Raw genomic sequence first — 25,702 nt, 5'->3', positions numbered from 1 at the left:
TCCCTTTATTCTGCCACCGACCACGTTTCATCTTGGTGAAGCCTATTGGCTCCAGCAGATGCTGTTCAGATTAAGCCCGGCGAACTGGCTGACCGGGCTCCAGAAAACACAACTAGTTACTCGCCTATTATAGATAGGCTGCTGAATTTAGACGGCTTTAATAGCGATAGCGTCACCGGCCATTTTCTTCTTCAGCGTGCGTTTAGTACGGTCGATAACATCGCCCGCCAACTGACCACAAGCGGCATCGATATCATCACCACGGGTCTTACGCACAATGACGGTAAATCCATAATCCATCAATACTTTAGAGAAGCGATCGATACGGCTGTTAGAGCTGCGGCCATATGGCGCGCCTGGGAACGGGTTCCATGGGATCAGGTTGATCTTGCACGGGGTGTTCTTCAGGCGTTCAGCCAATTCGTGCGCGTGCTCGGTGCCATCGTTAATATGGTCAAGCATCACGTACTCAATGGTCACGCGGCCTTGGTTAGCATTGGATTTACCAATGTAACGCTCAACGGCGGCGAGGAAAGTATCAATGTTGTATTTGCGGTTAATCGGTACGATTTCATCGCGAATGGTGTCATTCGGCGCGTGAAGAGAGATAGCCAGCGCGACGTCAATCATGTCGCCCAGCTTGTCCAGCGCAGGCACGACGCCTGAGGTTGACAGCGTAACGCGACGTTTTGACAGACCGAAACCGAAATCGTCCAGCATGATCTCCATTGCCGGAACCACGTTGTTGAGGTTAAGCAGCGGCTCCCCCATTCCCATCATCACCACGTTGGTGATTGGGCGGGTCCCGGCAACCTTGGCGGCACCAATGATTTTCGCCGCTCGCCAGACTTGCCCGATGATTTCGGACACGCGCAGGTTACGGTTGAAGCCCTGCTGTGCCGTGGAGCAGAAAGTGCACTCAAGGGCACAACCTACTTGGGAAGAAACGCAGAGCGTGGCGCGATCGCCATCAGGGATATAAACGGTTTCGACCAACTGCCCGCCGACTTGAATAGCCCATTTGATGGTGCCATCGGTGGAGCGTTGTTCAGAAGCTACTTCCGGCGCGCGAATTTCAGCAACGCGGGCCAACTTCTCACGCAGCGCTTTGTTGATATCGGTCATTTGCTCGAAATCATCGCTGCAATAGTGGTACATCCACTTCATGACCTGATCAGCACGGAACGGTTTTTCGCCCATGTTGATGAAGAACTCGCGCATTTGCTTACGGTTAAGGTCAAGAAGGTTAATTTTGGCAGCGTCAGGCTTGACAGTATTCACTGCATCGGCTGGCTGTGGAGTCGGTTGTGCAGTCATATCAGACAAGTTTTGCTCAGGCGTGTTTGTTTCAAACATAATTCGAATTAGCCTCGTTGTTACACGTTATGGCGTCAGGGAAGTGCAGAGTCATTGAGTGGCGACCTGCAATGTAGTGTATTTCAATATTTGGTATTTAAAATACTTGCGCCCCGAAGAGACTGACTCATTCGGGGCGCAACATTGTACAAATTTTAAGGCGAGGTTGCTATGTTTGCTGCGTCTCACTCACATATTTATTGTACATATGAGTGAACAGAGGCAAAAAAGCCCGGCCAGAAAATCTTAACGCGGGCAGATTTCGCTTTCGGTGAAGAAGTAAGCGATTTCGCGCTGTGCAGATTCAACTGCATCAGAACCGTGAACGGCGTTAGCAGTGAAGCTGTCAGCGAAGTCAGCACGCAGAGTGCCAGCCAGTGCGTTGTCTGGGTTAGTTGCGCCCATGATGTCACGGTTACGCTGAACGGCGTTTTCACCTTCCAGAACCTGAACCATGATTGGACCAGAAGTCATGAACTCAACCAGACCGTCGAAGAAAGGACGACCTTTGTGTTCTGCGTAGAAGCCTTCAGCCTGCTCTTTGGTCAGTTTCAGCATTTTAGAAGCAATGATGGTGAAACCAGCACGTTCGAAACGCGCGTAGATTGCGCCGATGTCGTTGTTAGCTACTGAGTTTGGCTTGATGATGGAAAAAGTACGTTCGATAGTCATGAAAAACCTCTGGCTGACTCTTATAGGTAGGGCCGGTTAATTTAATGTTATACCTGCCGTAAAATGGCGCCGATTATAGGGGGCGAAGTTACGCTTGCCTACCCGAATCACAACATTTCGTTAAAAAAAAGTGAGCTGAGACTACATCTGTAACCTAAAGCCCACTTTCATGATCATTACGCCTTGCCGGAAGACGGAATAATGTTACGCAGCCAACTGCCCCACTTACGCTGATAGAAAGGCTGAGTGTGGCTGATCAGATAGTGGCTAATGCCGCGTTCTTTCTCAGAAACAATACAGAAATCAACCGGTTGGTCGTCTGGCGAGGTTTCGCTCGCCACGTTGCCCGCTTCGCGGATTAACGCGTCGACTTCGGCGTCAGTACCATCAGCTTCCACGCCCACCAGCAGGTTTGGCAGCTCATCCACGGCTTTGTCATGAATCAGTGCCAGAAAGGCACGGCGCACCGGCTTTTTCTGGCTGAACAGGGTGGTCAGCGCATCAATCATCGCTGAGGGATACTCTTCTGGCTGACCAATCATCAGCTGGCTCTCTTTGTCCAACACCAACTCGGCCGGTGCGGTCAAACCGCCGGTATTCAGCAGCAGCGTCACTTCACTTGGGGTGAATTCTTTGCCGTATTCTGACTTCGGATTGAGGAACAGCTCTTCGCCCTGGGTCATTTCAAACAACACCCGCGCAGGAAGTGCAACAAAAGCCTGCTCGTCGGGGCTTTCACCGGCACTGGCGCGCTCGAGCACTTCCAGCGAGGAAAACAGAGGAATGATGGAGGTGCCATCCTGCTTTTCCCAATGCAGCAGGTTCAACTCGCTACCCGCGTGGATCGCGACTTCTCCCGCGCCCTCTTCTTCCTGACCCGCGTCACCCAGCACGTAGACAGTAGCTTCTAATAGAGTCTGGTAAAACGCCGGGCGATAAGCCGCTTCTGTCACGGAAAGGCGCAGCAGACGCTCAAGTTCATTTTCGCCATTATTGGCCGCGGCTGCCGCTGGCAGGTGATCGTGCGGGACACTCATGTTGTTTCACTCCGATAAAACGGGGCACTTCTCAGTGCCCCGCTAGGGTCTTTCTATCTTACCGATTGATTTATTTTGCTTTAGCCAACAGCAGGTTAGCTACGGTACGCACCCCGATGCCGGTAGCGCCAGCGGCCCATTGGTCTACGGCGCCTTTACGGTAAGTGGCTGAACAGTCGATGTGCAACCAGCCTTTTTTGTAGTTCTTGACGAAATGGGACAGGAAGCCCGCTGCGTTGCTGGCACCGGCTGTGTGTGACGGGCTGCCCATGTTGTTCAATTCAGCGAAATTAGATGGCAGGTATGAACGGTGGAACTCAGCCAAAGGCAGACGCCAGAAGGGTTCAAACTCTTCTTTCGCGCTGTTTTGCAGCTCAGCGGCCAGCTCATCGTCGAAGCTAAACAGCGCGTGGTAATCGTTGCCCAGCGCCATTTTGGCGGCACCGGTCAGAGTTGCCGCATCAATCAACAACTCTGGATTCTGTTCAGAAGCGTCGATCAGGCCATCAGCCAGCACCAAACGGCCTTCGGCGTCGGTGTTCATCACTTCAACAGTTTTGCCATTGCGATAACGAATGATATCGCCCAGCTTCATCGCGTTGCCGCTGACCATGTTGTCCGCGCAGCACAGGTACAGCTTAACGCGCTTGTTCAGGCCATTAGCCGCAGCCAGTGCCAGAGCACCCGTCAGCGTCGCTGCACCGCCCATGTCGGACTTCATCGAGTCCATGCCTGCACTTGGTTTCAGGCTGTAGCCGCCGGTATCAAAGGTGATACCTTTGCCGACCAGACACGCATACACCGGCTCATCGGCGTTGCCACTTGGGTTGTAATCCAGCGCCAGGAATGCCGGAGCGCGGTCTGAAGCACGGCCCACGGTGTGGATACCCGCGTAGTTTTGCTGGCGCAGGTCGTCGCCTTTCGTAATGCGATAGTTAACATGGCCATTGCCGAATTCGCACATCAAATCCACCGCGCGAGTCGCCAACTGCTCTGGCCCCAACTCTTCTGCTGGCAGGTTGATGGTGTCGCGAACCCAGTCGATAATTTTCAGACGTTGATTCAGGGTTTGAGTGTCTTCAGCTGACAGTTCAGCCCACTCAACGTTGCGGCTGCCTTTTGGCCCGCGGAAGCCCTGCCAGAACGCCCAGCTGTTTTCCAGATCCCAGCCTTCACCGGCCAGCGCTACATTTTTCACACCCTGACCGTCGATACGGCGAGCTGCGCGGGCAATGGTCACCAGCGGGTTGTCGGAGGTCAGATGAATAGTCATGCCTTCGGCATTCGTGCTTAATGTCGCTTTTTCGCCCCAGCGTGCGTCGGCAGGCTGAGAAGACAAGAAAATCGGCATGGATTCATTGGTGGTGACTTCGGAACTCATAACTGCACTCCTGCTTTTTTATTTTTCAATGAAAAGTATTATCTTCAATAACAGGCGTTTAGCCCTGATGTTCTCTAATACATTGTTGCTGTGATCGTGTCACTTAAGACGAGAATACCGGCGGTAGCTCGCGTAAACGACGGACTGATTTCACAATCAGGTCGATAGCGTAATCTATCTCTTCCGCCGTGGTGTAACGTCCGAGGGAGAAACGCAGAGAACTGTGAGCCAGATCCTCGCCTAACCCCAGTGCACGTAAAACATAAGATGGTTCGAGGCTTGCCGAAGTACAGGCAGAGCCAGAAGAAACGGCCAAATCTTTCAACGCCATAATCAGCGACTCGCCCTCAACGCCGCTGAAACTGACGTTAAGAATGTTTGGCGCGCTATGCTCAGGCGAGCCATTAATCTGCACGCCCTCTAATTGCTGGATACCTTGCCACAGACGGTCACGCAATGCATGCAGGCGCTGCGCCTCATCGGCCAGCTCCTCTTTAGCAATGCGGAAAGCTTCACCCATGCCAACAATCTGATGCACCGGCAGAGTCCCGGAACGCATACCGCGCTCGTGCCCGCCGCCGTGGATCTGCGCTTCAATCCGCACCTTGGGTTTGCGGCGAACATACAGGCCGCCGATGCCTTTCGGGCCATAGATTTTATGGGCGGAGAAAGACATAAGATCCACCGCCAGCTCATTGAGGTCTACCGGCAGCTTGCCGACGCTTTGGGTGGCATCGACGTGGAAAATAATGTCACGACTGCGGCAGAGTTCGCCAATAGCCGCGATATCCTGAATCACACCTATCTCATTGTTTACATGCATGATTGACACCAAAATTGTGTCTTCGCGCAGTACGGATTCAATAGCCGCTGGGGTGATCACACCTTGAGCATTCGGGGCCAGATAGGTGACGTCGAAACCCTCTTTTTCCAGCTGCAAGCAGGTATCGAGCACCGCTTTGTGTTCGGTTTGGCTGGTAATAATGTGGTTACCCTTGTCGCGATAGGCATGCGCCGCGCCTTTAATGGCGAGGTTATCGGACTCGGTTGCGCCGGAAGTGAACACCACTTCACGCGGATCGGCATTAATCAGTTCGGCAATCTGGTTGCGAGCGACATCGACAATCTCTTCCGCCTGCCAGCCAAAACGGTGGGAACGGGATGCTGGATTACCAAAAGTACCGTCAAAAGTCAGACACTTCATCATGGCCTCGGCTACCCGCGGGTCAACAGGCGTGGTGGCTGAATAATCCAGATAAATAGGTAATTTCATGGCGGGCATGCTCCGTACTGCACGTTCAAGAGCGAACGAGAGAGTTAAAAACGAGGGCTAGTTTAAAACGGCTGCACTGAATCTTAAAAGGAAAATAGTGCCCTACTGACATTCTCTACAGGAATAAAAAAGGCTGCCCATGGCAGCCCTTTCGCGATTTTCGACCTCAAGCCATTTGGTGCAGGGCTTAAGCTCTTAAATTCACATTGATCGTTTCCAGGATGCGGCCTGAAGGATGGCGACGCGTTTCACCATTTTGGCGATCCGCCACTTCCAGAATCTCTTGGTTGTTCACCAATTCACCCAGCGTGATGTTGTTGAGGAAGCCGCTAATGCGTTCGCTCAGGTCGCGCCACAGGGTGTGGGTCAGGCAACGTTCGCCGTTCTGGCAGCCTTCTTTACCCTGACAACGGGTGGCGTCGACTGACTCGTCAACAGCCGTGATCACCGCGCCTACTGCGATTTCACTGGCGTCTTTACCCAGCAGATAACCACCGCCCGGACCACGCACACTGGCAACCAGACCGTTTTTACGCAAACGCGAAAACAGCTGTTCCAGATAAGAAAGAGAGATGCCCTGGCGTTCGGAAATGTCGGCTAAAGGAACCGGACCTTCCTGTGAATGCAGTGCTACATCAAGCATAGCGGTTACGGCATAACGGCCTTTGGATGTCAGTCTCATAGCATGGTTACCTGTTGAAAAAATACGTTGGGGGTAGAACATGCAAACGAGTCTGCCATTCCCGAGTATTTCAGTCAACTATTTAACCTAGTAATTTACTCAAGTATTATTCCTTACGGGTAGCGCGTCTTTTTCGCCGCCCGTAAGGAAAAATCAATCCATTGATTTATATAGATTAAAATGAGTAATCCTTGCTAATTTCAGGCTTATTCCGCGTCTTTATGCTGCTTGTCGATCGAGGTCAAAATGCCACGAAGGATGTTTAGCTCCTGAGATTCAGGACGCGCACGGGTAAATAATCGGCGCAATTTGCTCATAACCTGGCCAGGATGCGACTGGCGAATAAACCCGGTTTGTAGCAAGGTTTGCTCCAAATGTTGGTAAAAACGCTCGAGGTCATCCACCAAAGGATAAGGGGGCTCTTCATATTCGACCTGTGGTTTGCCCGCCTCTTGCAGAGCAAGATAAGCGACGCGCACTTCATAAGCGATAATTTGAACCGCCATCGCCAAATTCAGCGAGCTGTATTCAGGATTAGCGGGAATGCAGACGTGGTAGTTACATTTTTGCAGCTCTTCGTTGGTCAACCCGACGCGCTCGCGGCCAAATACCAAGGCTACCGGCGCGGTTTCTGCGGTTTTGGCACTTTTCTCGCCGCACTCGCGCGGTTCGAGCATCGGCCAAGGCAGGGTTCGCGATCGGGCGCTGGTTCCCACCACCAGACTACAACCCGCCAGTGCTTCGTCGAGGGTGTCGACGATGGTGGCGTTACCAATGACATCACTGGCACCTGCAGCTAAAGAAATGGCTTGGGAATCCGGCTTAACTAACGGATTTACCAGATATAAATTCGATAAGCCCATGGTTTTCATGGCACGAGCAGTGGAACCCATATTGCCCGTGTGGGACGTTTCTACTAAAACGATGCGGATATTGTGCAGCATACAGACTCTAAGCGTAGCGGAAAATCACAGCAGCTTAACACAACGGTAGTCAATTTTCAGAACCCCTGCTATACTGCGCGCCGTTTCCCGTATTCCCGTTCTTTAACATCCTAGTTGGAAGATATCCATGCATCCGATGCTAACCATCGCCGTGCGCGCTGCGCGCAAGGCCGGTAACTTAATTGCCAAACATTATGAAACGCCTGATTCTGTCGAAACCACTCAGAAAGGCACTAACGATTTCGTTACCAACGTTGATCGCGATGCTGAGCATCTGATTATTGACGTTATTCGCAAGTCCTACCCAAAACACACCATTATTGGTGAAGAATGTGGCGAACTGGCTGGCGAAGACAAAGACGTACAATGGATTATCGACCCACTGGATGGCACTACCAACTTCGTTAAACGTCTCCCTCACTTCGCTGTTTCTATCGCCGTGCGCATCAAAGGCCGCACTGAAGTTGCGGTAGTTTACGACCCAATGCGTAACGAACTGTTCACCGCCACTCGCGGTCAGGGCGCACAGCTCAACGGTTATCGCCTGCGCGGCACCAATGCAAAAGATCTCGATGGCACCATTCTGGCCACCGGTTTCCCGTTCAAATCCAAGCAACACGCTAACAGCTACATCAACGTGCTGGGCAAGCTGTTCAACGAGTGCGCTGACTTCCGCCGCACCGGTTCTGCTGCGCTGGACCTGGCTTACGTGGCAGCTGGCCGCGTTGACGGTTTCTTCGAAATCGGCCTGAAACCTTGGGATTTCGCCGGTGGCGAACTGCTGGTTCGTGAAGCTGGCGGCGTGGTGACTGACTTCGTTGGCGGCCACAACCACTACCTGTCAGGCAACGTAGTTGCTGGCAACCCGCGCGTTGTTAAAGGTATTTTGAATACCATGCGTGAAGAACTGAGCGAAGCCCTGAAGCGTTAATTCCTTCCGCCTCGCCATGAAAAACGGACGCTCTAGGCGTCCGTTTTTTTATGCCTATTTTCCGCCGTTAGCCACGGCCAAATGGCCCGATACCGCCATCTGGCGCAGCACCGCCCGCGGTGTAGAGCAGGACGCCAGCCAACAGCAAGATTAAGCCTCCCGCCAAGGCCAGTGCCGACCACGCCACGGTCTGCCACGCGGCAGGTGTGCGTTTGGCACTCAGCTTCACCGCCATCGCCCTGCTGTAAAACACCAGCAAGCCAATCAGCGAAACGGTAATCGACGTGCCGAGCGCCATCACCAGCGCGGACAGCACGCCCCACAGATAGACACCAATCACCTTGGAAAAAAGCAGCACCATGATAGCCCCGGAGCAAGGCCGCAGTCCCATAGCCAGCACAATTGTCGCCTGAGTGCGCCAGTCGCTCCCGGCTTGAAGCTGCTGGTCAGTCGGCAGATGCTGATGCCCGCAGCCGCAGTGCTCATCGTGGACGTGGTTATCAGCCAGCGGGCGCAGGCTGTTAATGGTCAACCCTCGTCGCGGTTTCAGGCTTTTCAAGGTGAAGTAGCAACGCTTAAGCGCCCGCCAGCAAAGCAAAACGCCCAGCAGCATCACCAGAATGAAACTCCCCCGCTCCAGCCAGAAGCTGCTTTGATGCAGCTGCCTCGAGGAGAGCTGCAACACGCCGAGCATCAGCGTCACCAGTAAAACCGCCACTAAGCCCTGCACCACGGCGGAGGCGAAGGTCAGCTTTAAACTGTTTTTCAGCCGCGAGGGGTGAGTCGCCAGGTAAGTGGTAATGACGATTTTGCCGTGCCCCGGCCCAATAGCGTGGACAATGCCGTAGATCAGGCTGAAGCCCATCAAAGTCAGCCCGGCTTTTTGCGGATTGGCTTTCACCTGCTGCAATAGCCCCGCCAGCTCCTGATGCAACTGCCTCTGCCAGATAATGCTGTTGAGCAGAATGCGCGGCCAGTATTGCCACAGGGCGGCCGCGCCGACGACCAATAGCAGCAGGAATACTGCCAGCGGCCAGAGATCCCACGCCCAGTGGCGCTTGCGGTTTTCCATCAAATTCAATGACATTGCAGGGTCACCTTCTGCGCAAACTGCTGGCCCAAATCCATGTCTTCCGGCGGCGCGTCGGCCTTATCCAGCGACAGCGCGTAGCTTTGCAGCGACGCGTCAGGTTTCGGAGTGAAAAGCGCCAGACTGCAGCTCTGTGCCAGCTCCGGCGGCATGTGCAGCGCGTTTTTATCTTTATAGGTCATATCGACAAAGTAGCTTGGGTCGAAAGTGGAGAAGATCATCGGCGCGCCGGACAGCGGCTGCGGGGCCGCCAAAGGCATGACGAACTCCAGCACCGCCTGATCGCCTTTGCGCGACAGCTGATATTCGCTCGGCAAATCGAGATATTTAATCGGTTTGCCGTCGCGGTAAAAGTCAGTGAAGTAGTGCTGGCTCAGCACCCGCGCCATCACTTCGGCGGCCAGCTTTTTCCACACGGTAGAATCTGACTTGGCCTTCTGCGCGTCATAAAGCAGATCCGCCGAGGTGATTTCATCCATCGTCCAGACCATTTTCAGGCCGGTAAGCTGCTGGTCCTTGGTCACCAGCGTGGTTTGCATATCAATAAAACTGTGCGGATGCGCCTGAGCTGCCAACGGCAGTGACAGACTGCACGCCAATAAGCTCATTTTCAGGCAGGAAGAACGCCGGTTCCTGGCGCGAATAAAGGTCTTTTCCATGGTTAAGGCCCGTAAAGTCAGTGAATACCTGCTGCTAATTGTTACAAAGTAACAGTTTTTACTGGTGCAATTAAGCGGATGAGAAAAATAACTGTGATCAGAGTTGTAAGCCGGTGTAAAACCGTGAGCTTCGCCGCGTCGCTCAACCCGTGGTTTGCTATGCTTTGCATATAATTTCACGCGTAAGTATATAGAAGGTCTTATGAGCCTGGACACCGCCCCCGTGCCTGAGCTCTCCGGTCAACAACGGCGCTGCCATGTTTTGTTGATGCTGTATGCGCCGTTACCGGCAATGCAACTGGAGACGATCAGCCAAATAAATGGCACTGACCTCCCCACCACTCGGCAGGATCTTGCCGATGTCCACCGAGATATAAACCGCCTGCATCGATTGAATATTCTGGAGTTTGGCGATTCTGAATGCCAGTTACAGGGCGAACAGCTTGACCTGCGGCTGTGCCTGTTTCACGGCCTGCGCCGCGCCCTGCGCACCTCTCCGGCCTTTATTAATCAGCACTTCTCGCCGTGGCTACATCAGGCGCTGGCCCCCTATCGCTTCGCCGACAGCCATTTTTATGAGCACGAGCTGAATCGGCTGATAAGCCAGTGCGCCGCCCAGCTTAGCCGGGAGTTCAGTGAGCGCGACCAGACTTTTTTGCGCGTCTATTTGCAGTATTGCCTGTGGCAGAACCTGTCTCAAGGGGATAACAGCTTCGAGCCCGCCAAACTGACTGATTTACAGTGCCAGTGGCTGCGCGAAAAACCGGAGTTTACTGCCGCCAGTCGCCTGTTCACTCAGCTTCAGCACATCAGCGGCGGGCAGCTAGCCGAGGGTGAACGCGACTTCTTCACCCTGCTGCTGAGATTGCTGAAAAACCACCAGTACAGCAGTAGCGGCTCGTTGGAAGATGAGCAACTCACTCAGCAAGTGGCGCGATTAATTGCCAATTTCCAAGAAGTTGCCGGAATGAAGTTCAGCAGCGATGAGGGGCTAGCTCGCCAGCTTTTTGCTCATCTTGGCCCGGCGATTGAACGCTGCCATTTTGCGATTGGTATCGACAATCTGCTGCAAGATGAAGTCACGCGTATGTATCCAAGGCTGGTGCGTACCACTCGCGAGGCGCTGGAGGATTTCCAACTGGAGTACCAGATTCGGCTTTCGGAGGAGGAAGTGGGCTTAGTCGCCGTGACCTTCGGCGCGTGGCTGATGCAAGGTAACGCCCTGCACGAAAAGCAGATTTTACTGCTGACCGACAATAACCCGCAGCTGGAAGAGGCGGTTGAACAGCAGATCCGCGAGGCGACCCTGCTGCCACTTAATATTCAATATCAGACGCTGGCGGATTTCCAGCAGCTCGGCGCACCGGCCGGCGTCGCCATGATTGTCACGCCTTACGCAACACGAATCACCGACGCCGACCCGCTGGTCATTCACACCCAACTGCCATTGGCAAAAGAGCAGCGAAAACGCATTCGCTCGCTGCTCGAAGCTCATTAATCGATCGCGACTGGCGTCACTTTCGGCCGCAGGAAAATGGCCGGTGCCGCCACCAGCGCCATCACGAAGAACAGCCCAGCGTGCAGATGCTCAAACAAGAAGCCGGAAATCATGGTCATCACCGCTACGCCGCCGCCCATGGCTAACGCCGAATAAACCGATTGCAGGCGGATAACCTGATCCCGAGGGCGCGAGGCAATAAAGCGCATCCCCGCCAGATGGCAAACCGTGAAAGTGCCGCAGTGTAGGATTTGAATCAGGATAAGCCAAGGCAGCTCGATGAATGCCCCCATCAATGCCCAGCGCACCACGCCACAGCAGGCGGAGAGCAGCAGCAAATCGCGCGCGCTCCAGCGGCGGAACAGCTTATTGCTGAAGGTGAACACCAGCACTTCCGCCACCACGCCCAGCGACCATAGATACCCCACCACCGAGGCGGAATAGCCTTGGTCCTGCCAGTAAATCGCGCTGAAACCGTAATAGGCCGCGTGGGCACCTTGCAGCAAGGAGACGCAGAGTAAGAAGCGCCAGACCGGCGTTTCACTCAGCAAGGCTTTCCAGGAAATGGCCGGCTCGTTGTTTTCGCGCTTGGCTCCCACCGGCTTAACGCTCGGGCGGAACAGCATCCCCAGCAGCATGGCGGCAATGCCGACCGTCAGCGTGTAAAGAATCGCATTATGGCCATATACCGACACCAGCTTGCCGGTCAGCGCCGAACCTATCACAAAGGCTATTGATCCCCAGACGCGGACTTTGCCGTAATCCATGGTGATTTGGCGCTGTAGCGTGCCAGAAAGGGCATCGGTCAGGGGCACTAACGGGCCGAAGAAGATGCTAAACCCGGCGATGTTGATCATCAACCACGCCCAGCCGTTGCCAAACCAGTAGCCCACCGCGAAGGCCAGTGTCAGCAGTGCCAAAATGCGCAGGCCGGTAATTAAATGGGCGGGATCTTTAATGGCAGGAGAAATGATTAAGGTACCGAGGAAACGTGAAACTAAGCCGGCCCCCAGCAATAACCCGATATTTTCAGAAGAGATACCCTCGCCTTTTAGCCAAACCCCAAAGAAAGGCAGAAAAATACCGTAGCTGAAAAAGTAGGTGAAATAGCTAAGCCCTAGCCAATACGTTGAACGCAATACCATAGTTCCTCCGGTTTTTATGGCCGATACTTTGACAGAGGTCACACTAGCTAGCAATCAGCAGTGAAGGTGTTAAGAGAGGAATGTAAGGCGGCTCACAGTTATGGCTGGCTATTAACAAAAAACCCGCCGAGGCGGGTTTATTTATTCAGATCAAAACGCTGCAAGTCCTGAGTGATCACACTCAGACTCGGTCAGACATTACGCGTAAACAGGGAAGCGTGCGCAGATATCCAGCACGTTTTTCTTAACGCGTTCGATAGTGGCTTCGTCGTTGATATTGTCCAGAACGTCACAGATCCAGCCAGCCAGTTCGCGAACTTCGGCTTCTTTGAAACCACGACGGGTAACAGCCGGAGTACCGATACGCACGCCAGAGGTCACGAAAGGAGACTTCGGATCGTTTGGCACGGAGTTTTTGTTGACGGTGATGTTAGCACGGCCCAGCGCGGCGTCGGCTTCTTTACCGGTCAGGTTCTTATCAACCAAGTCCATCAAGAACAGGTGGTTGTGCGTACCGCCAGAAACCACGTTGTAACCACGTTCCATCACCACGGCCACCATAGCTTGTGCGTTTTTAGCCACTTGCTGTTGGTAAGTTTTGAACTCAGGCTCCATCGCTTCTTTCAGGGCTACCGCTTTACCGGCAATCACGTGCATCAGCGGGCCGCCCTGACCACCAGGGAATACGGCTGAGTTGAGTTTTTTATAGAACTCTTCGCTGCCGCCTTTCGCCAGAATCAAACCACCGCGAGGACCCGCCAGCGTTTTGTGGGTAGTGGTGGTGACGATGTGTGCGTGTGGCACTGGGTTCGGGTAAACGCCAGCTGCAATCAGACCGGCAACGTGTGCCATGTCGACGAAGAAGTAGGCGCCAACGCTGTCTGCGATTTCACGCATCTTGGCCCAGTCAACCACGCCAGAGAATGCAGAGAAGCCGCCAATGATCATTTTTGGCTTGTGGATTTCGGCCTGACGCTTAACGTCTTCATAGTCGATATCGCCGCCTTCGTTGATGCCGTAAGGCACCACGTTATAAAGCTTACCAGACAGGTTTACCGGAGAGCCGTGAGTCAGGTGACCACCGTGGCCCAGGTTCATCCCCAGAATGGTGTCGCCCGGCTGCAACAGCGCGGTGTAAACCGCGAAGTTAGCCTGTGAGCCAGAGTGTGGCTGCACGTTAGCGAAGTCTGCGCCAAACAGCTCTTTTGCGCGGTCGATAGCCAGTTGCTCAACGATATCCACGTATTCGCAGCCGCCGTAATAACGTTTGCCCGGATAACCTTCGGCATATTTGTTAGTCAGTTGCGAACCCTGAGCCTGCATGACGCGCGGGCTGGTGTAGTTTTCTGACGCAATCAGCTCGATATGTTCTTCCTGACGAACAACTTCCTTCTCCATTGCTGCCCACAGCTCAGCATCATAATCGGCAATGTTCATTTCACGCTTTAACATCCGCATCTCCTGACTCAACAAACTAAAAAATAAATGCCCCTTCCGGGTTCTGCGCAACAGTGTAAATGTTTAAGACGCCTGCGGATAGAGTCGGTTTAATGTTTTTAGGCAATCGATTGGCTTCAGACACGGCAAGGCTTTTATCCGTTAGGGACTTAGCGTAATCAAGGGAGTTTTCTTCACCATAACATGCATATTTTTCAGCTTTGTGACCCCGCCCGCACGCTTTATGAAACCCATGATTCCGGCATGGCTATTTACAACAATAAATCCTCACTATAAGATGCATTAAAAATACATGTTTAAGAATTTATCGCTGAGATACGGGCCTAAGCCCAGGGAGCTAACACCATGCTAGACAGCCAAACTATCGCCACCGTGAAGTCCACCATCCCCCTGCTCGCCGCCACCGGACCGAAATTAACCGCCCACTTTTATGATCGCATGTTCGCGCATAACCCTGAGCTGAAAGACGTTTTTAATATGAGCAACCAGCGCAACGGCGATCAGCGGCAGGCACTGTTTGACGCCATCTGTGCCTATGCCGCTAACATCGAAAATCTCGCCGCGCTGCTGCCTGCCGTTGAGCGCATCGCGCAAAAGCACACCAGTTTCACCATCCAACCCGAGCAGTACAACATTGTCGGCACTCACCTGCTGGCGACGCTGGATGAGATGTTCAGTCCGGGTCAGGAAGTGCTGGATGCCTGGGGCAAAGCTTACGGCGTGTTGGCCGGGGTGTTTATTCAGCGTGAGGCCGATATTTATAAAGAGAGCGCCGAGAAGAAAGGCGGCTGGTCTGGCACCCGCGAATTCCGCATCAAGGAGAAGCGTCCGCAGAGTGATTTAATCACCAGTTTTGTGCTGGAGCCGGTAGACGGCCAGCCGGTGGCAGATTTTAACGCCGGGCAATATCTGGCGGTCTATATTCGCAGCCAGCAGTTAGAAAATCAGGAAATTCGCCAGTATTCACTGACTCAGGCACCAAACGGCAAAACCTATCGCATTGCGGTGAAGCGCGAAGAGCAAGGTCAGGTATCGAATTTCCTGCATAACCAGGCTCAGGAAGGGGACGTGGTGCATCTGGCCGCGCCGCACGGTGATTTCTTCCTCGAGGTGACGCCTCAGACGCCCGTCGCGCTGATTTCCGCCGGTGTCGGCCAAACGCCCATGCTCGGGATGCTCAACGTGCTGGTCGCCAAACAACATCAGGCCCCTATTCACTGGCTGCACGCCGCTGAAAATGGCCGGGTTCACGCTTTCGCGGATGAAGTGAAATCTTTGGGAAATCGCCTGCCGCAGCTGCAAAGCCACGTGTGGTATAACCAGCCGCAGGCGGAAGATTTGCCGGGTGAGCAGTATCAGTCTCAGGGCCTGATGGACCTTAACCTGCTGAAAAGCCAGCTCGCCGACCCGACGACCGAATTCTATCTCTGCGGCCCGGTGGGCTTTATGCAGTTCGCGGCCCAGCAGCTTGTGGCGCTCGGGGTTGCCGTCGACCACATTCATTACGAATGCTTCGGCCCGCATAAAGTGCTGTAATTAAAACAGATGCATAAAAAAAGGCTGACATCGCGTCAGCCTTTTTTATTGGCGTTTTCTGGTCATAAGACTGAAAACGGCAATTAGATCGCTTCTTCATCCTGCTCGCCAGTACGAATACGTACTACGCGCGCCACGTCGAACACGAAGATTTTGCCATCGCCGATTTTGCCGGTCTGGGCAGTGGTCATAATGGTTTCGACACAGGTATCAACGATATCGTCAGCCACTACGATCTCAATCTTCACTTTAGGCAGGAAGTCCACCATATACTCAGCGCCGCGGTAGAGTTCGGTATGGCCTTTCTGACGCCCAAAACCCTTCACCTCTGTCACGGTCATGCCGGTAATACCCACTTCGGCCAAGGCTTCACGGACATCATCGAGTTTAAACGGCTTAATAATCGCATCAATTTTCTTCATGGCGGACCCTTATAATCATTCATTTGCTCTCCGCCTTCCTGAGCGGCAGCGTGGTTCACATTCTGATTGCCAGCGGCAATGCACAGGCAGACGGTAAAGGTAACATAGTCGAAGAGCGTCGTGGTCACTCTTTAAAGTCGGTCGCTTCCAACTCGTGACGAGAAAGCAGCTTGTAGAATTCGGTTCGGTTGCGCCCGGCGATACGCGCCGCGTTGGTCACATTGCCTTTGGTTATCTGCAACAGCTTGCGCAGGTAATTGAGTTCAAACTGATTACGCGCCTCGACGAAGGTCGGCAGCGCAGTGTTCTCCCCTTCCAAAGCCTGCTGTACCAAGGCTTCGCCAATCACTGGCGCGGAGGTCAGCGCCACGCACTGCTCAATCACGTTAACCAGCTGGCGAACATTGCCCGGCCAGCTGGCAGCCATCAGGCGTCGCATGGCGTCGGTTGAGAAGCTGCGTACAAAAGGTTTATGTCGCTGCGCGGCGACCCGCAGCAGGTGGTTCGCCAGCAAGGGAATATCTTCTGCACGCTCATTTAATGCCGGTAATTTTAAGCTAACGACATTCAGGCGATAGAACAAATCTTCGCGAAACTCGCCCTTCTCCATGGCTTTCGGCAAATTGCGGTGGGTCGCGGAGATAATTCGCACATCCACATCGATGTCGTGATTACTGCCCACCGGGCGCACTTTGCGCTCTTGCAGCACGCGCAGCAGTTTGACCTGAAGCGAAAGCGGCATGTCACCGATTTCATCTAAAAACAGCGTCCCCCCCGTCGCCGCCTGAAATAGTCCTTCCCGGCTACTGACCGCGCCGGTAAAGGCCCCTTTGGCGTGACCAAAGAGTTCAGACTCCAGAAGCTGCTCGGGCAGCGCGCCACAGTTAATCGCCGTGAAAGCCTTCTTGGCTCGCGGGCTGGCGGCGTGGATCGCCTGTGCCAACACCTCTTTCCCCGTGCCGCTTTGGCCGTTAATCAGCACGCTGACGTCAGACTGCGCCACCATATTGGCCTGCTCCAGCAGCCGCAGCATCACCGGATTGCGCGTGACAATCGCCTCACGCCAGCTCTCATCACCACTCGGCGAGGAGAGAGACAGCGCGGCGTCAATCGCTTTATACAGCGCGTCGCGATCAACGGGCTTAGTAAGGAAGCTAAACACCCCCTGCTGGGTGGCGGCAACCGCGTCGGGGATGGAACCATGGGCGGTGAGGATAATCACCGGCATGCCCGGCTGATGCTGTTGGATCTCGGCGAACAGCGCCATGCCGTCCATTTCATCCATGCGCAAGTCGCTGATCACTAAGTCAAAACGTTCACGATTAAGCAGACGTAGCGCCTCGGCTCCGCTTTCGGCGGTAGTGACGCGGAAACCCTCGCTGGTCAGGCGCATACCCAACAGCTTCAGCAGGCTCGGGTCGTCATCGACCAGCAACAGGCTGGCGGCTTTGCGTAACGTCATGGTTTCTTCTGCCCTTTAATCGGTGGCTGGTAAGTCTCTTCCGGCTTAACCGTTGCAGAGGCCGAATCGTTGTCCGGCAAATCACTCTGCATCTGCTTGCGCGAAGAGAGCTGACGCTCGATATCCGTCAGGTTTTTTAACTTACGCTGAGTATCCGTCAAGCTCTGTTGCAATGCCACTTGCTGCTCGGTGAGCTGCTCTATTTTGCTTTCGGACACGGCGGCCTGCCGCGCGTTACGCGCTTTCTCATCCCCCAGCGTCACTTGCAGGGTTTGCCGCTCGCGCCACAGTTGCACCAAGGTTCGAATGGAGCCGGGCATCTGGACGCGGTATTCATTAACGCGAGCTAACAGCGCGCGACGCTGCTGCTGGTCCGGATCGGCCCCGGCGCGCAGGATGCTCTGCTTGAACACGGTATCCCACGAGTTAGCTTTGATTTGCTCAGCCTGATAGCGCGCCTGAGCGTCATTCATTCGGTCCGCGCAATCCATCGCCCGCAGCCAGAAAAGCGAGTTATTTATGGCGTCGCTATCATCCAGCGCCCACAGGGTTTCACAAGGCGCGAGGCGGAAATCCACCACTTTGGTGGTCGGGATCACATCCTCGACCGGGCGATAATAGCTGTCACTGGAAGAGTGCAAAGTACAGCCTGCGAGGAGGGTTGGAGCAACAATGACCGCCAAAGTGGCGCGGCATACTGCGGTTTTCAACCCGTGCTGAATACGGAATAAAAAAGATGCGGCGCTTTTTAACAGGCCGTCCTGCTTAATTTGGCGTTTTTTAATCATTTTTCTCAGCAGTTAATGGCAATTCGATACGAAAACACACGTCGGCATGGTCAATAGTGACCAACCGTAATTCTCCGCGCATTCTGCGGATGCAATCCTGTGCAATGCTCAGCCCCAAACCACTGCCTTTTACGGCACCCTTGCGCTGCTGACTTCCCTGATAAAAAGGTTCGAAAATCATCGTTTTTTCGGCCTCAGGGATGGTATTTCCCGTGTTGGCAACGTCAATGATCACTTGGTTTTGTGAATGCCGACTGCGGACCCAAATGGTACCGGATTCAGCGCCATAGTGCACCGCATTGGAATAGAGATTATCCAGCACGCGCATCAATAAAGTCGGTTCCGCCCAGCAGAATTGGGCCGCCATATTGACCTCGGTGCTAATTTGCTTGGCTCTGGCGGGAAGGCTGTTGGATGCCACGATACTGTCGACCATGGCCGCTAAATCCACGCGCTCCTTCTCCATTGGCGCATCGGCGAGTTTGCGGTTGTAGTCCAACAGCTGTTCGATCAGCGTTTGTAAGTGGCGGCTGCTGTCATCGAGGATCGCCACCACCTCTTTTTGATCGGCCGTTAAAGGGCCTGCGACTTCATCCTGCAACAGCTCGGTGCCTTCGCGCATACTGGCCAAGGGGGTTTTTAACTCATGAGAAATATGGCGCAAAAACTCGTGGCGCTGTGACTCGAGCCACGCCAGACGCTCACTGAGCCAGACGATACGCTGAGCCAGGGAGCGAATTTCTCGTGGCCCTTTAAACTTGTCGGCATTGCCCAGCGTGCCTCGCTCACCCAGGCGGTTAATCATCCGCTCTACGCGCTTAACCGGGCCGATAATCATCCGTGTAAACAGCAAGACCAGCGCCCCGCTAAGCAAGAACAGCACCAACGCCTGCCAGCCAAAGAACTGGCCACGCTCGGCGATGGCGCGCTGCAACTGCTGGCCGCGGGTAAAAATCACTTCACGCGTGGCCTGAACCATTTCGGCATTCGAACGGGCGAAGTCTTCCAGTTGGGCTGAGGTGGCGGCATCCGGGCTGTTGTTTTGGCATTTTAATTGGGCGAGTTGGGTCAGTAAGCTACGCAGCGATTGGTAATAGCGAACGTCGGGCAGCACGGAGGCATGGGCGTCGAGCATCTGCGCGTAGCGCTTGCGCTGGCTGTCGTATAAACGAGACAAGGTCGGGTCATCCAACACGCAATATTGCCGATAGCTGCGCTCCATTTCCAAGGCAACGCTCGACATCGCTTCACTGCGACGCGCATCGGTTAGCGTGGTGCGATTGATTTCAGCGGCTTGAGAACTGAGGTGATCCAGACTTTGATATGCCTGATAAGCCAATACCAGCAGGGGTAGAAGCACAAACAGGAAGGCCATCAACACGAGCTGGCGCAGGGAGCCGGGAAATATTCTTCCTCTTTTCAACGCATTTATCTCATTGGTAAACCGATGTCTAAATGCTAACTGAGTAACTGATTTACAGCCAGAAAAGAGTCAAATTAAAAGGAGTGTTAGAGCACTTTTAGGAGGGGGACTGAACACCCTTCAAGGCCAAGGTGTTCAGTCATCCAGAATAGGTGGTGCCTCACTCAACGTGTCGTTCGATGTTTGATAACGTGCTTGCGCAACGATTATCAGTCTGGTGAACGATAGGCACCTTGCTTTGGCGTCATTCGGGCATTATGGGCACATTTTGCGGATTAGCGCAGGCTATCATAATCAATTGAATGAGCAACTGCGCTTATTATGCATGCTTCGTGCCACAAATTAAACTTCAAAAATAAATGATTGATTAGTAGAGGGAAAATAATTCCTTTTATTTTTAATCGTTGTCTGCTGCCTTAAAAGAAAGTGCATTTATTCAACAAGGTGTCGCTAAAAAGCAACACTTCACAATCACAAAAATAAAGACATTCAATATCAATTAGTTAAATGTCTCTTTTTAGAGACACTACTCTTAAGGATTTGTCTCTGTTTTCCGACACTCAGCGCATTATTAATGTTCGCTAAAGCCCAGCGCATTGGGCGCAGGCACATCTTGCTCACAGTTGGCCGGATTATCGACCTTGGCCGGGTCACATTTCGCCACCACTTCCGGCGGCAAGAAGATATGGTCGAGAATAGCGCGCGCCGTCGGCCCGGCCACCACGCCGTCTCCCCCGCCGTTCTCGAGGATCAGCGCCATCACGACTTTGGGATTTTTATATGGCGCGAAGGCCGTGTAGAAGATGTGGTCACGCAGTCTGATTGGCGTCATTTTGGCATTGTAGATTTGGTTTTCACGCAGGCTGAACACCTGCGATGTCCCTGATTTCGCAGCGATTTGATAAGGCGCGGTATGGAACAGTTTGTAGCCCGTCCCGTTAGGGAAGTTCGCCATGCCGAACATGCCGTTGCGCACGATTCCCCAGATAGGGGATTTAGGATCAGCGATCTGCGTGGTCGGCGGCTGCACGTATGGCGTGATCACTTTCCCACTCTGGCTTGAGTAAAGCAAGTGCGGCGTTTGCAATTTACCGTTATTCACCAAGGCACTTAGAGCTCGCACCATCTGGATTGGCGTCGCGACCCAGTAACCCTGGCCGATACCCACGGAAACCGTATCCCCCTGATACCAACCCTTCTTATGGACTTTCTGCTTCCACTCGCGACTTGGCAGCACGCCGTTGTACTGCTCGTCGAGATCAATCCCGGTCGATTGCCCATAGCCGAATTTACTCAGCCACTCGTGAATGCGGTCAATCCCCATCTCGTAGGCCACCTGATAGAAGAAGGTATCCGCCGACTCCTCAATAGCTTTGGTGACATTCAGCATGCCGTGGCCGGTTTTCAGCCAGTCACGGTAGCGGCGCTCGGTGCCGGGCAGTGTCCAAGTTGGCGCGCCGAAGAAGGTGGTTTGCGGCGTGATAACCCCGGCAAACAGCGCCGATGTGGCCATAAATGGCTTAACCGTGGACGCCGGCGGGTAAAGGCCCTGAGTCACGCGGTTAATCAGCGGCAGGTCAGGGTTCTTCAGCAGCGCGCTGTACTGTTTGCTGGAAATGCCGTTGACGAAGGGGTTGGGATCATAGCTCGGGCTGGAAACCATCGCCTTAATGCCGCCGTCTCGCGGGTCCATCACGACGACCGCGGCGCGCTGGCCTTTCAGCACTTTCTCAATATATTGCTGTAGACCTAAATCCAGCGTCAGATAGATATTTTGCCCAGCCTGGGGAGGCACTTCCCTCAGCAGGCGCACTACGTGACCGTGGTTATCCACTTCGACTTCCTGATAGCCGGTATGCCCATGGAGAATATTTTCATAATACTTTTCCACGCCCTGCTTACCTATGTCATGGTCAGCGGCATAGTTTTCGGCAATTCCTTCTTTTTCGAGACGTTTTTCGTCTTTGTCATTGATTTTCGACACATAACCGACGACGTGCGCCAGCTCCGCCCCGTAAGGGTACTGCCGCTGCTGGTAGGTGCTGATGGACACGCCGGGGAAATTGAATTGATTGACTGAGAAGCGCGCCACCTCGACGTCGGTCAACGCCAGCTTCAGCGGGATCTCAGCGAACTTACGGCCGTGGATCATGGCATCGTGGAAGTTATCCAGATCGTCCTGCGTAAGATCCACGATGGGGGTCAAGGCTTTTAGCGTGGCCTGAAGATCATCCACCTTGCCGGGAATAATTTCTATCTGATACAGGGTGATATTCTGCGCCAGAACCACACCATTGCGATCCATGATAAGCCCGCGGCTCGGGGCGATCGGCAGCATTTTGATGTCATTTTGGTTGGAACGCGTTTGGTAAAAATCATGCATCCCAATCTGTAAACGATACAGGTTATAAACCAGTACGGAAGAGAGCAGCACCACGACCACAAAGGCGATGACGGCACGGCGGACAAAAAGGACGGACTCAGCGGTATGGTCGCGAATTTCGTCATTAAGTAGAGCCATAGGCGCGCAAAACCCTTTCTAATCGGCTTATAAAGCAGTGGCGGAAACGGAATGGTGAAAAGGCCGCAAGTCTATCGGCTCAGGCATACCCCGACTATAAGAAGTGTGCTAATGAACTGGCAGTAATGTTTCTATTTATGAAAATGTAAGAGGAAAAAGTAACAGTTAAAACAAATTGAGATGCGAATCCCGCTATCAAAAGCCAGATTCGCAGAAGAAGGGATAAGTCAGCAGGGCTTATTTCGTTGCGATTTCTACACAGTCGCCATACACATAACCGTCGGTTTCTGTCGCGACCACAAAGTTGTTTTTAACGTGAATATACATCAGGTTATCTTGCGCCCCGGCCTTCATAGGCTGGTTATTCTGACCAATGATATCCGTCAGCTCCGGGCTGGTGATCATTTTAGTACCGTCTGGGGAGAAGGTAAAAGTATTGCCAGCGTCAAACACGTGCGCGTCTTTATTAATCACATCGGCAGTTTCTGTACCATCCGCGGCTTGTACGTTATGCGTTAACACACATTTATAGGCCGTTACGGCGGACGCTGAAAAGGAAGTCAACGCCAGCAAAATTGCAACGAAAGCACCCAACCTGAACATGAGAATAGTCCTACCCTGTAAAGTTGCGGCACATCCTATCACTTGCGCTTTTTATAGGAAGAGGTCTGAGAAAAAAAGCCTAAGTCTCAGCCTTATTTGGATTAAGGCGGTAATTAAACCACCCAAGCTTAAGCAGGCCGGTAATTTAGCCTGCTTAAGCATTTTGCTGCGGATGGTTATTAATCTTCTTTAATGCCAAGAACCTTAATTGTCATAATGGACAATGAGTTAGGTGGGATTTTCCCCGCAATGCCCTTTTCTCCATACGCTAAATTAGGTGGGATATAGAGCGTCGCTTCTCCATTAATCCCCATCTTCACAATCACCTCCTGCAAGGTAAGTGGAATATCTTTAACGGCAGCAGCAATAACATTGTTGTTTTTTTCGCTGGCAATGATCGTACCGTCACCTAATTTCTCGATAATTTTGATACGGACGCTGTCAGTCGGTTTCACTTTTAGCGCAGAACCCGGCTTGGTGATCACATAAATGAAGTTACTTTTCGCTTTCACGGCGTTCTTCATTTTCGCAGCCTTGGCCATAACCTGCTCATTTATAGCTCTGTTTTTGTTCCCTTTATCAGCCGCATTCTCATTAATTTCCTTATCGACTACCGCCAGAGAAGCTTCGATCTCTTTATCGGTCAGCAACGGGGTGTGATTAAAACGATCCAACAAGCCTTTGAGGACGATGTTTTGATCCACCGGGGCAGTGTAAGCGGTGATCTTTCTCAACTCCTGCTCAGACTCCAGCCCGATGAAATACCCCAAGGAATAGGCGCGTTTCGCCAATCTTCCAGCTTTGCTATCGGCAGTAATTGCTTCTTTGACCTGCTCACTGCTTGGTATGCCAGAGGTCACATTAGCCGCTGATTTCTCTGCCAGTTGTTTCTTCACATTGGCCAACTCAGTCGCCAGCGCGGCTTGCTCATCGGCCCATTTTTTACTGCCAGCCTGTGCATCTGCCTGTTGTTTGGCAACTTGGGCAGCAAGCTGAGTTTTCTCTGTGTTGAGCGAAGCAATCTGCGCATCAACCTTGGTTTTATCCTGCGCGGCTTGTTTCTCTACCGCCTGTAAGCGCAGATTTTCATTACTGGCTTTCTTCTCTGCGGCCTGAGATTCCACCAGCTGTTTGGTTATCTGAGACTGCTGGGCGGTAAGAGCGGCGATCTGATTATCCTGCTTAACCTTGCCCTGCGCAGACTGTTTGGCTTCAGCCTGTAGACGAAGATTTTCATCTGCAGATTTTTTCGCCGCAGCCTGTGCCTCTGCCAAATGTTTAGCAGCATGCGCAGCCGTTTGGGTTTGCTGCGCAGTCAGTTCGGCAATCTGTATATCCAGCTTGGCTTTGTCTTGCTCGGCCTGTTTCACTGCTGCCTGTAGACGAGCGTTTTCATCGCTGGCCTTCTTCCCCGCCGCCTGTGCATCTGCCAATTGCTTAGCCGATTGAGATGCTCCTTGCTGTTGCTGTGCTTTCAGTTCGAAAATCTGTTTATCCAGCTTGGCTTTGTCTTGCTCGGCCTGTTTCACTGCTGCCTGTAGACGAGCGTTTTCATCGCTGGCCTTCTTCCCCGCCGCCTGTGCATCTGCCAATTGCTTAGCCGATTGAGATGCTCCTTGCTGTTGCTGCGCAGTCAGTTTGGCAATCTGCGCATCCAGCTTGGCTTTCTCCTGCTCGGCCTGTCTGGCCAATGCTGACAGTCGGGCGTTATCTTCATTGGCCTTTAGCAATGCCTGCTGTGCATCACTCAGCTGCCGCGCGATCTCTTTGGCTTTCACCTCGAGCGTTTCAGGTACTGGCTCACCGCTGATCGCCGCAAGTTTTTTTCTAATGGTAATAATTTCAGACTGAAGCTTCTTATTTTTATTATTGAGTTCAGAAAGCTGCTGCTTATACCATTGAGCAGTTAGCGGAGTATTCTGCGAGTTATCTTTTTTTTTCGGAATATCCTTGGATAATTCCCCAGACGAATCCTGTTCGCTAACGCCAGATGAACTAAATACTGGCTGAAGAGCCGGTTTTACTAATTTTTCCTCTCGTAATTTATTTAGAAGATTGAGGTTATTAGTATTATCTTCCGCCACTGCCCCTCTCATACTAGCAAGAGCAAGAAAAACGCAGATACAAAGAGTACGCTTCATCATAGATTGTTAATTTCCTGTGATCTTTTTTCCATGTTCTTAAATGACGCATCTTTGACCCGCGCGCAGATCAATTTAATCTTGTTACTCAACTCCATACCGAGGATATCTTTAGAATCCTTGTTAATATTCAGACTGTTAGTTCGGTAAACCTCATAGGCTTGGTTTACCTTGGAGAATTGTTTCTGATAGATTTCGTAGGAAGCAGGATCAATATTTTTTAGCGCTTTAAATTCGTTAATGCAGGATTGTTCACTGGCATTTGCCACTTTCCCTTTTATTCCTGCTTTCGGCGTTGTACACCCAATTAAGGTAAGAAGCGGAAAAAGTATTAACAAACGTGCCATATTTCTTCTCATTGCATTATGTTCCCTATTCGAATCGATTAATGATTTAAAAAATAATTATATATTCTCTGTATTCTTTTAAACGTCACAAAATTCCCGTCATCTTAATAAGAAGACGACTAATAAGAAAAACCCAACTACTTAATCTATGTTTAATCAAAACTTCATGAGGGGGTGTAAAAGGCGTGCGCCTCATTCAATTTCCCACCCTTGTCAGGAGAGTTGATGGCGTAGCGGGAGTCGGCGGCGGCTACCCTCTGTTATGGGCATCCTTAGGCTGGCGAAAAAATAAAAGCTAAAAGCATGACTCAGATCAAACAAAACCCGCGCCCA

The 25,702-nt window shown here is 52.6% G+C and carries 22 protein-coding genes; 3 read left to right on the top strand and 19 right to left on the bottom strand.

Translation table 11 applies throughout. The features are described 5' to 3' along the window. Positions 1 to 147 precede the first annotated feature (147 nt). The 7 genes from ACT3RR_RS00565 to trmJ form a co-directional block, all read right to left on the bottom strand. Positions 148 to 1,356: a dual-specificity RNA methyltransferase RlmN gene (locus ACT3RR_RS00565; protein WP_034788173.1), complete on the bottom strand. Its 1,209-nt coding sequence runs from the start codon at positions 1,354 to 1,356 to the stop codon at positions 148 to 150. Positions 1,357 to 1,602: 246 nt separating this feature from the next. Then, positions 1,603 to 2,028: a nucleoside-diphosphate kinase gene (gene ndk, locus ACT3RR_RS00560; RefSeq protein WP_013574367.1), complete on the bottom strand. Its 426-nt coding sequence runs from the start codon at positions 2,026 to 2,028 to the stop codon at positions 1,603 to 1,605. Positions 2,029 to 2,204: 176 nt separating this feature from the next. Continuing rightward, positions 2,205 to 3,065, bottom strand: coding sequence for an enhanced serine sensitivity protein SseB (gene sseB / locus ACT3RR_RS00555; protein ID WP_353501230.1), 861 nt, complete (start codon positions 3,063 to 3,065; stop codon positions 2,205 to 2,207). Between the two features lie 70 nt (positions 3,066 to 3,135). Continuing rightward, a complete protein-coding gene (gene pepB / locus ACT3RR_RS00550; protein WP_396130145.1) occupies positions 3,136 to 4,446 on the bottom strand; it encodes an aminopeptidase PepB in 1,311 nt (436 codons plus the stop codon). Positions 4,447 to 4,549: 103 nt separating this feature from the next. Next, positions 4,550 to 5,719: an IscS subfamily cysteine desulfurase gene (locus tag ACT3RR_RS00545; protein WP_496199541.1), complete on the bottom strand. Its 1,170-nt coding sequence runs from the start codon at positions 5,717 to 5,719 to the stop codon at positions 4,550 to 4,552. A gap of 187 nt (positions 5,720 to 5,906) precedes the next feature. Then, positions 5,907 to 6,401 (bottom strand): Fe-S cluster assembly transcriptional regulator IscR, encoded by a 495-nt coding sequence (iscR, locus tag ACT3RR_RS00540; protein ID WP_353501227.1) that lies wholly within the window; start codon positions 6,399 to 6,401, stop codon positions 5,907 to 5,909. A gap of 206 nt (positions 6,402 to 6,607) precedes the next feature. Continuing rightward, the gene (gene trmJ / locus ACT3RR_RS00535) at positions 6,608 to 7,345 is read right to left on the bottom strand and encodes a tRNA (cytosine(32)/uridine(32)-2'-O)-methyltransferase TrmJ (protein WP_353501226.1); all 738 of its coding nucleotides are present in this window, start codon (positions 7,343 to 7,345) and stop codon (positions 6,608 to 6,610) included. A 127-nt stretch (positions 7,346 to 7,472) separates the two neighbouring features. Here trmJ and suhB point away from each other — a divergent pair, with 127 nt between their 5' ends. Further along, positions 7,473 to 8,276: an inositol-1-monophosphatase gene (gene suhB, locus ACT3RR_RS00530; protein WP_034788147.1), complete on the top strand. Its 804-nt coding sequence runs from the start codon at positions 7,473 to 7,475 to the stop codon at positions 8,274 to 8,276. A 67-nt stretch (positions 8,277 to 8,343) separates the two neighbouring features. Here the strand turns inward: suhB and ACT3RR_RS00525 are convergent, their stop codons facing one another. Continuing rightward, a complete protein-coding gene (locus ACT3RR_RS00525; RefSeq protein WP_496199540.1) occupies positions 8,344 to 9,363 on the bottom strand; it encodes a nickel/cobalt transporter in 1,020 nt (339 codons plus the stop codon). Then, positions 9,354 to 9,974: a DUF1007 family protein gene (locus tag ACT3RR_RS00520; protein ID WP_496199816.1), complete on the bottom strand. Its 621-nt coding sequence runs from the start codon at positions 9,972 to 9,974 to the stop codon at positions 9,354 to 9,356. The genes ACT3RR_RS00525 and ACT3RR_RS00520 overlap by 10 nt, the downstream gene beginning before the upstream one ends. 253 nt (positions 9,975 to 10,227) lie before the next feature. Between ACT3RR_RS00520 and csiE the strand changes: the two genes are divergently transcribed. Then, positions 10,228 to 11,523, top strand: coding sequence for a stationary phase inducible protein CsiE (gene csiE / locus ACT3RR_RS00515; protein WP_496199539.1), 1,296 nt, complete (start codon positions 10,228 to 10,230; stop codon positions 11,521 to 11,523). Here csiE and ACT3RR_RS00510 read toward each other — a convergent pair. Continuing rightward, positions 11,520 to 12,668, bottom strand: coding sequence for a 3-phenylpropionate MFS transporter (locus ACT3RR_RS00510; protein WP_353501223.1), 1,149 nt, complete (start codon positions 12,666 to 12,668; stop codon positions 11,520 to 11,522). The two genes, csiE and ACT3RR_RS00510, sit on opposite strands and share 4 nt — an antisense overlap. A 198-nt stretch (positions 12,669 to 12,866) precedes the next feature. After that, entirely contained in the window at positions 12,867 to 14,120 is a 1,254-nt protein-coding gene (gene glyA / locus ACT3RR_RS00505; protein WP_353501222.1) for a serine hydroxymethyltransferase, read from the bottom strand. 351 nt (positions 14,121 to 14,471) lie between these two features. On the opposite strand from glyA, the gene hmpA reads away from it, so the two are divergent. After that, positions 14,472 to 15,662, top strand: a complete 1,191-nt coding sequence (gene hmpA, locus ACT3RR_RS00500) for an NO-inducible flavohemoprotein (protein ID WP_496199538.1) — start codon at positions 14,472 to 14,474, stop codon at positions 15,660 to 15,662. An 83-nt stretch (positions 15,663 to 15,745) separates the two neighbouring features. On the opposite strand, the gene glnB is transcribed toward hmpA, so the two are convergent. The 8 genes from glnB to ACT3RR_RS00460 form a co-directional block, all read right to left on the bottom strand. Beyond that, positions 15,746 to 16,084: a nitrogen regulatory protein P-II gene (gene glnB / locus ACT3RR_RS00495; protein WP_013574351.1), complete on the bottom strand. Its 339-nt coding sequence runs from the start codon at positions 16,082 to 16,084 to the stop codon at positions 15,746 to 15,748. Positions 16,085 to 16,208: 124 nt separating this feature from the next. Continuing rightward, on the bottom strand, positions 16,209 to 17,546 hold the full coding sequence (gene glrR / locus ACT3RR_RS00490; protein ID WP_353501220.1) for a two-component system response regulator GlrR: 1,338 nt from the start codon (positions 17,544 to 17,546) through the stop codon (positions 16,209 to 16,211). Further along, complete coding sequence (qseG, locus tag ACT3RR_RS00485; RefSeq protein WP_496199537.1) at positions 17,543 to 18,334, bottom strand: two-component system QseEF-associated lipoprotein QseG; 792 nt, start codon at positions 18,332 to 18,334, stop codon at positions 17,543 to 17,545. The genes glrR and qseG overlap by 4 nt, the downstream gene beginning before the upstream one ends. Further along, on the bottom strand, positions 18,327 to 19,766 hold the full coding sequence (locus ACT3RR_RS00480; RefSeq protein WP_496199815.1) for a sensor histidine kinase: 1,440 nt from the start codon (positions 19,764 to 19,766) through the stop codon (positions 18,327 to 18,329). Before ACT3RR_RS00480 ends, qseG begins: the two co-directional genes overlap by 8 nt. 562 nt (positions 19,767 to 20,328) lie before the next feature. Beyond that, entirely contained in the window at positions 20,329 to 22,278 is a 1,950-nt protein-coding gene (gene mrdA, locus ACT3RR_RS00475; RefSeq protein WP_353501218.1) for a peptidoglycan DD-transpeptidase MrdA, read from the bottom strand. 237 nt (positions 22,279 to 22,515) lie between these two features. Beyond that, positions 22,516 to 22,800 (bottom strand): hypothetical protein, encoded by a 285-nt coding sequence (locus tag ACT3RR_RS00470; RefSeq protein WP_353501217.1) that lies wholly within the window; start codon positions 22,798 to 22,800, stop codon positions 22,516 to 22,518. Between the two features lie 260 nt (positions 22,801 to 23,060). Further along, entirely contained in the window at positions 23,061 to 25,025 is a 1,965-nt protein-coding gene (locus ACT3RR_RS00465; RefSeq protein ID WP_496199536.1) for an FKBP-type peptidyl-prolyl cis-trans isomerase N-terminal domain-containing protein, read from the bottom strand. Next, positions 25,022 to 25,369 carry a YuaE family lipoprotein gene (locus ACT3RR_RS00460; RefSeq protein ID WP_396130137.1) on the bottom strand — a complete coding sequence of 116 codons (348 nt, stop codon included), beginning with the start codon at positions 25,367 to 25,369 and terminating at the stop codon, positions 25,022 to 25,024. The genes ACT3RR_RS00465 and ACT3RR_RS00460 overlap by 4 nt, the downstream gene beginning before the upstream one ends. Between the last annotated feature and the right edge of the window lie 333 nt (positions 25,370 to 25,702).

It is taken from the genome of Ewingella sp. AOP8-B2-18, assembly GCF_052376015.1.
Taxonomy (GTDB): domain Bacteria; phylum Pseudomonadota; class Gammaproteobacteria; order Enterobacterales; family Enterobacteriaceae; genus Ewingella; species Ewingella allii.
The sequence above is the reverse complement of the archived record's forward strand: the minus strand, read 5'-3'. Positions and strand labels throughout refer to the sequence as shown.

Excerpts from the sequence above, each read along its gene's own strand:
- sseB (WP_353501230.1), bottom strand. The coding sequence starts at position 3,065 with ATGAGTGTCCCGCACGATCACCTGCCAGCGGCAGCCGCGGCCAATAAT.
- glrR (WP_353501220.1), bottom strand. The coding sequence starts at position 17,546 with ATGACGTTACGCAAAGCCGCCAGCCTGTTGCTGGTCGATGACGACCCG.
- csiE (WP_496199539.1), top strand. The coding sequence starts at position 10,228 with ATGAGCCTGGACACCGCCCCCGTGCCTGAGCTCTCCGGTCAACAACGG.
- ACT3RR_RS00520 (WP_496199816.1), bottom strand. The coding sequence starts at position 9,974 with ATGAGCTTATTGGCGTGCAGTCTGTCACTGCCGTTGGCAGCTCAGGCG.
- glnB (WP_013574351.1), bottom strand. The coding sequence starts at position 16,084 with ATGAAGAAAATTGATGCGATTATTAAGCCGTTTAAACTCGATGATGTC.
- ACT3RR_RS00525 (WP_496199540.1), bottom strand. The coding sequence starts at position 9,363 with ATGTCATTGAATTTGATGGAAAACCGCAAGCGCCACTGGGCGTGGGAT.
- pepB (WP_396130145.1), bottom strand. The coding sequence starts at position 4,446 with ATGAGTTCCGAAGTCACCACCAATGAATCCATGCCGATTTTCTTGTCT.
- iscR (WP_353501227.1), bottom strand. The coding sequence starts at position 6,401 with ATGAGACTGACATCCAAAGGCCGTTATGCCGTAACCGCTATGCTTGAT.
- suhB (WP_034788147.1), top strand. The coding sequence starts at position 7,473 with ATGCATCCGATGCTAACCATCGCCGTGCGCGCTGCGCGCAAGGCCGGT.
- ACT3RR_RS00545 (WP_496199541.1), bottom strand. The coding sequence starts at position 5,719 with ATGAAATTACCTATTTATCTGGATTATTCAGCCACCACGCCTGTTGAC.
- hmpA (WP_496199538.1), top strand. The coding sequence starts at position 14,472 with ATGCTAGACAGCCAAACTATCGCCACCGTGAAGTCCACCATCCCCCTG.
- glyA (WP_353501222.1), bottom strand. The coding sequence starts at position 14,120 with ATGTTAAAGCGTGAAATGAACATTGCCGATTATGATGCTGAGCTGTGG.
- ACT3RR_RS00510 (WP_353501223.1), bottom strand. The coding sequence starts at position 12,668 with ATGGTATTGCGTTCAACGTATTGGCTAGGGCTTAGCTATTTCACCTAC.
- mrdA (WP_353501218.1), bottom strand. The coding sequence starts at position 22,278 with ATGGCTCTACTTAATGACGAAATTCGCGACCATACCGCTGAGTCCGTC.
- trmJ (WP_353501226.1), bottom strand. The coding sequence starts at position 7,345 with ATGCTGCACAATATCCGCATCGTTTTAGTAGAAACGTCCCACACGGGC.
- ACT3RR_RS00460 (WP_396130137.1), bottom strand. The coding sequence starts at position 25,369 with ATGGCACGTTTGTTAATACTTTTTCCGCTTCTTACCTTAATTGGGTGT.
- qseG (WP_496199537.1), bottom strand. The coding sequence starts at position 18,334 with ATGATTAAAAAACGCCAAATTAAGCAGGACGGCCTGTTAAAAAGCGCC.
- ACT3RR_RS00565 (WP_034788173.1), bottom strand. The coding sequence starts at position 1,356 with ATGTTTGAAACAAACACGCCTGAGCAAAACTTGTCTGATATGACTGCA.
- ACT3RR_RS00465 (WP_496199536.1), bottom strand. The coding sequence starts at position 25,025 with ATGATGAAGCGTACTCTTTGTATCTGCGTTTTTCTTGCTCTTGCTAGT.
- ndk (WP_013574367.1), bottom strand. The coding sequence starts at position 2,028 with ATGACTATCGAACGTACTTTTTCCATCATCAAGCCAAACTCAGTAGCT.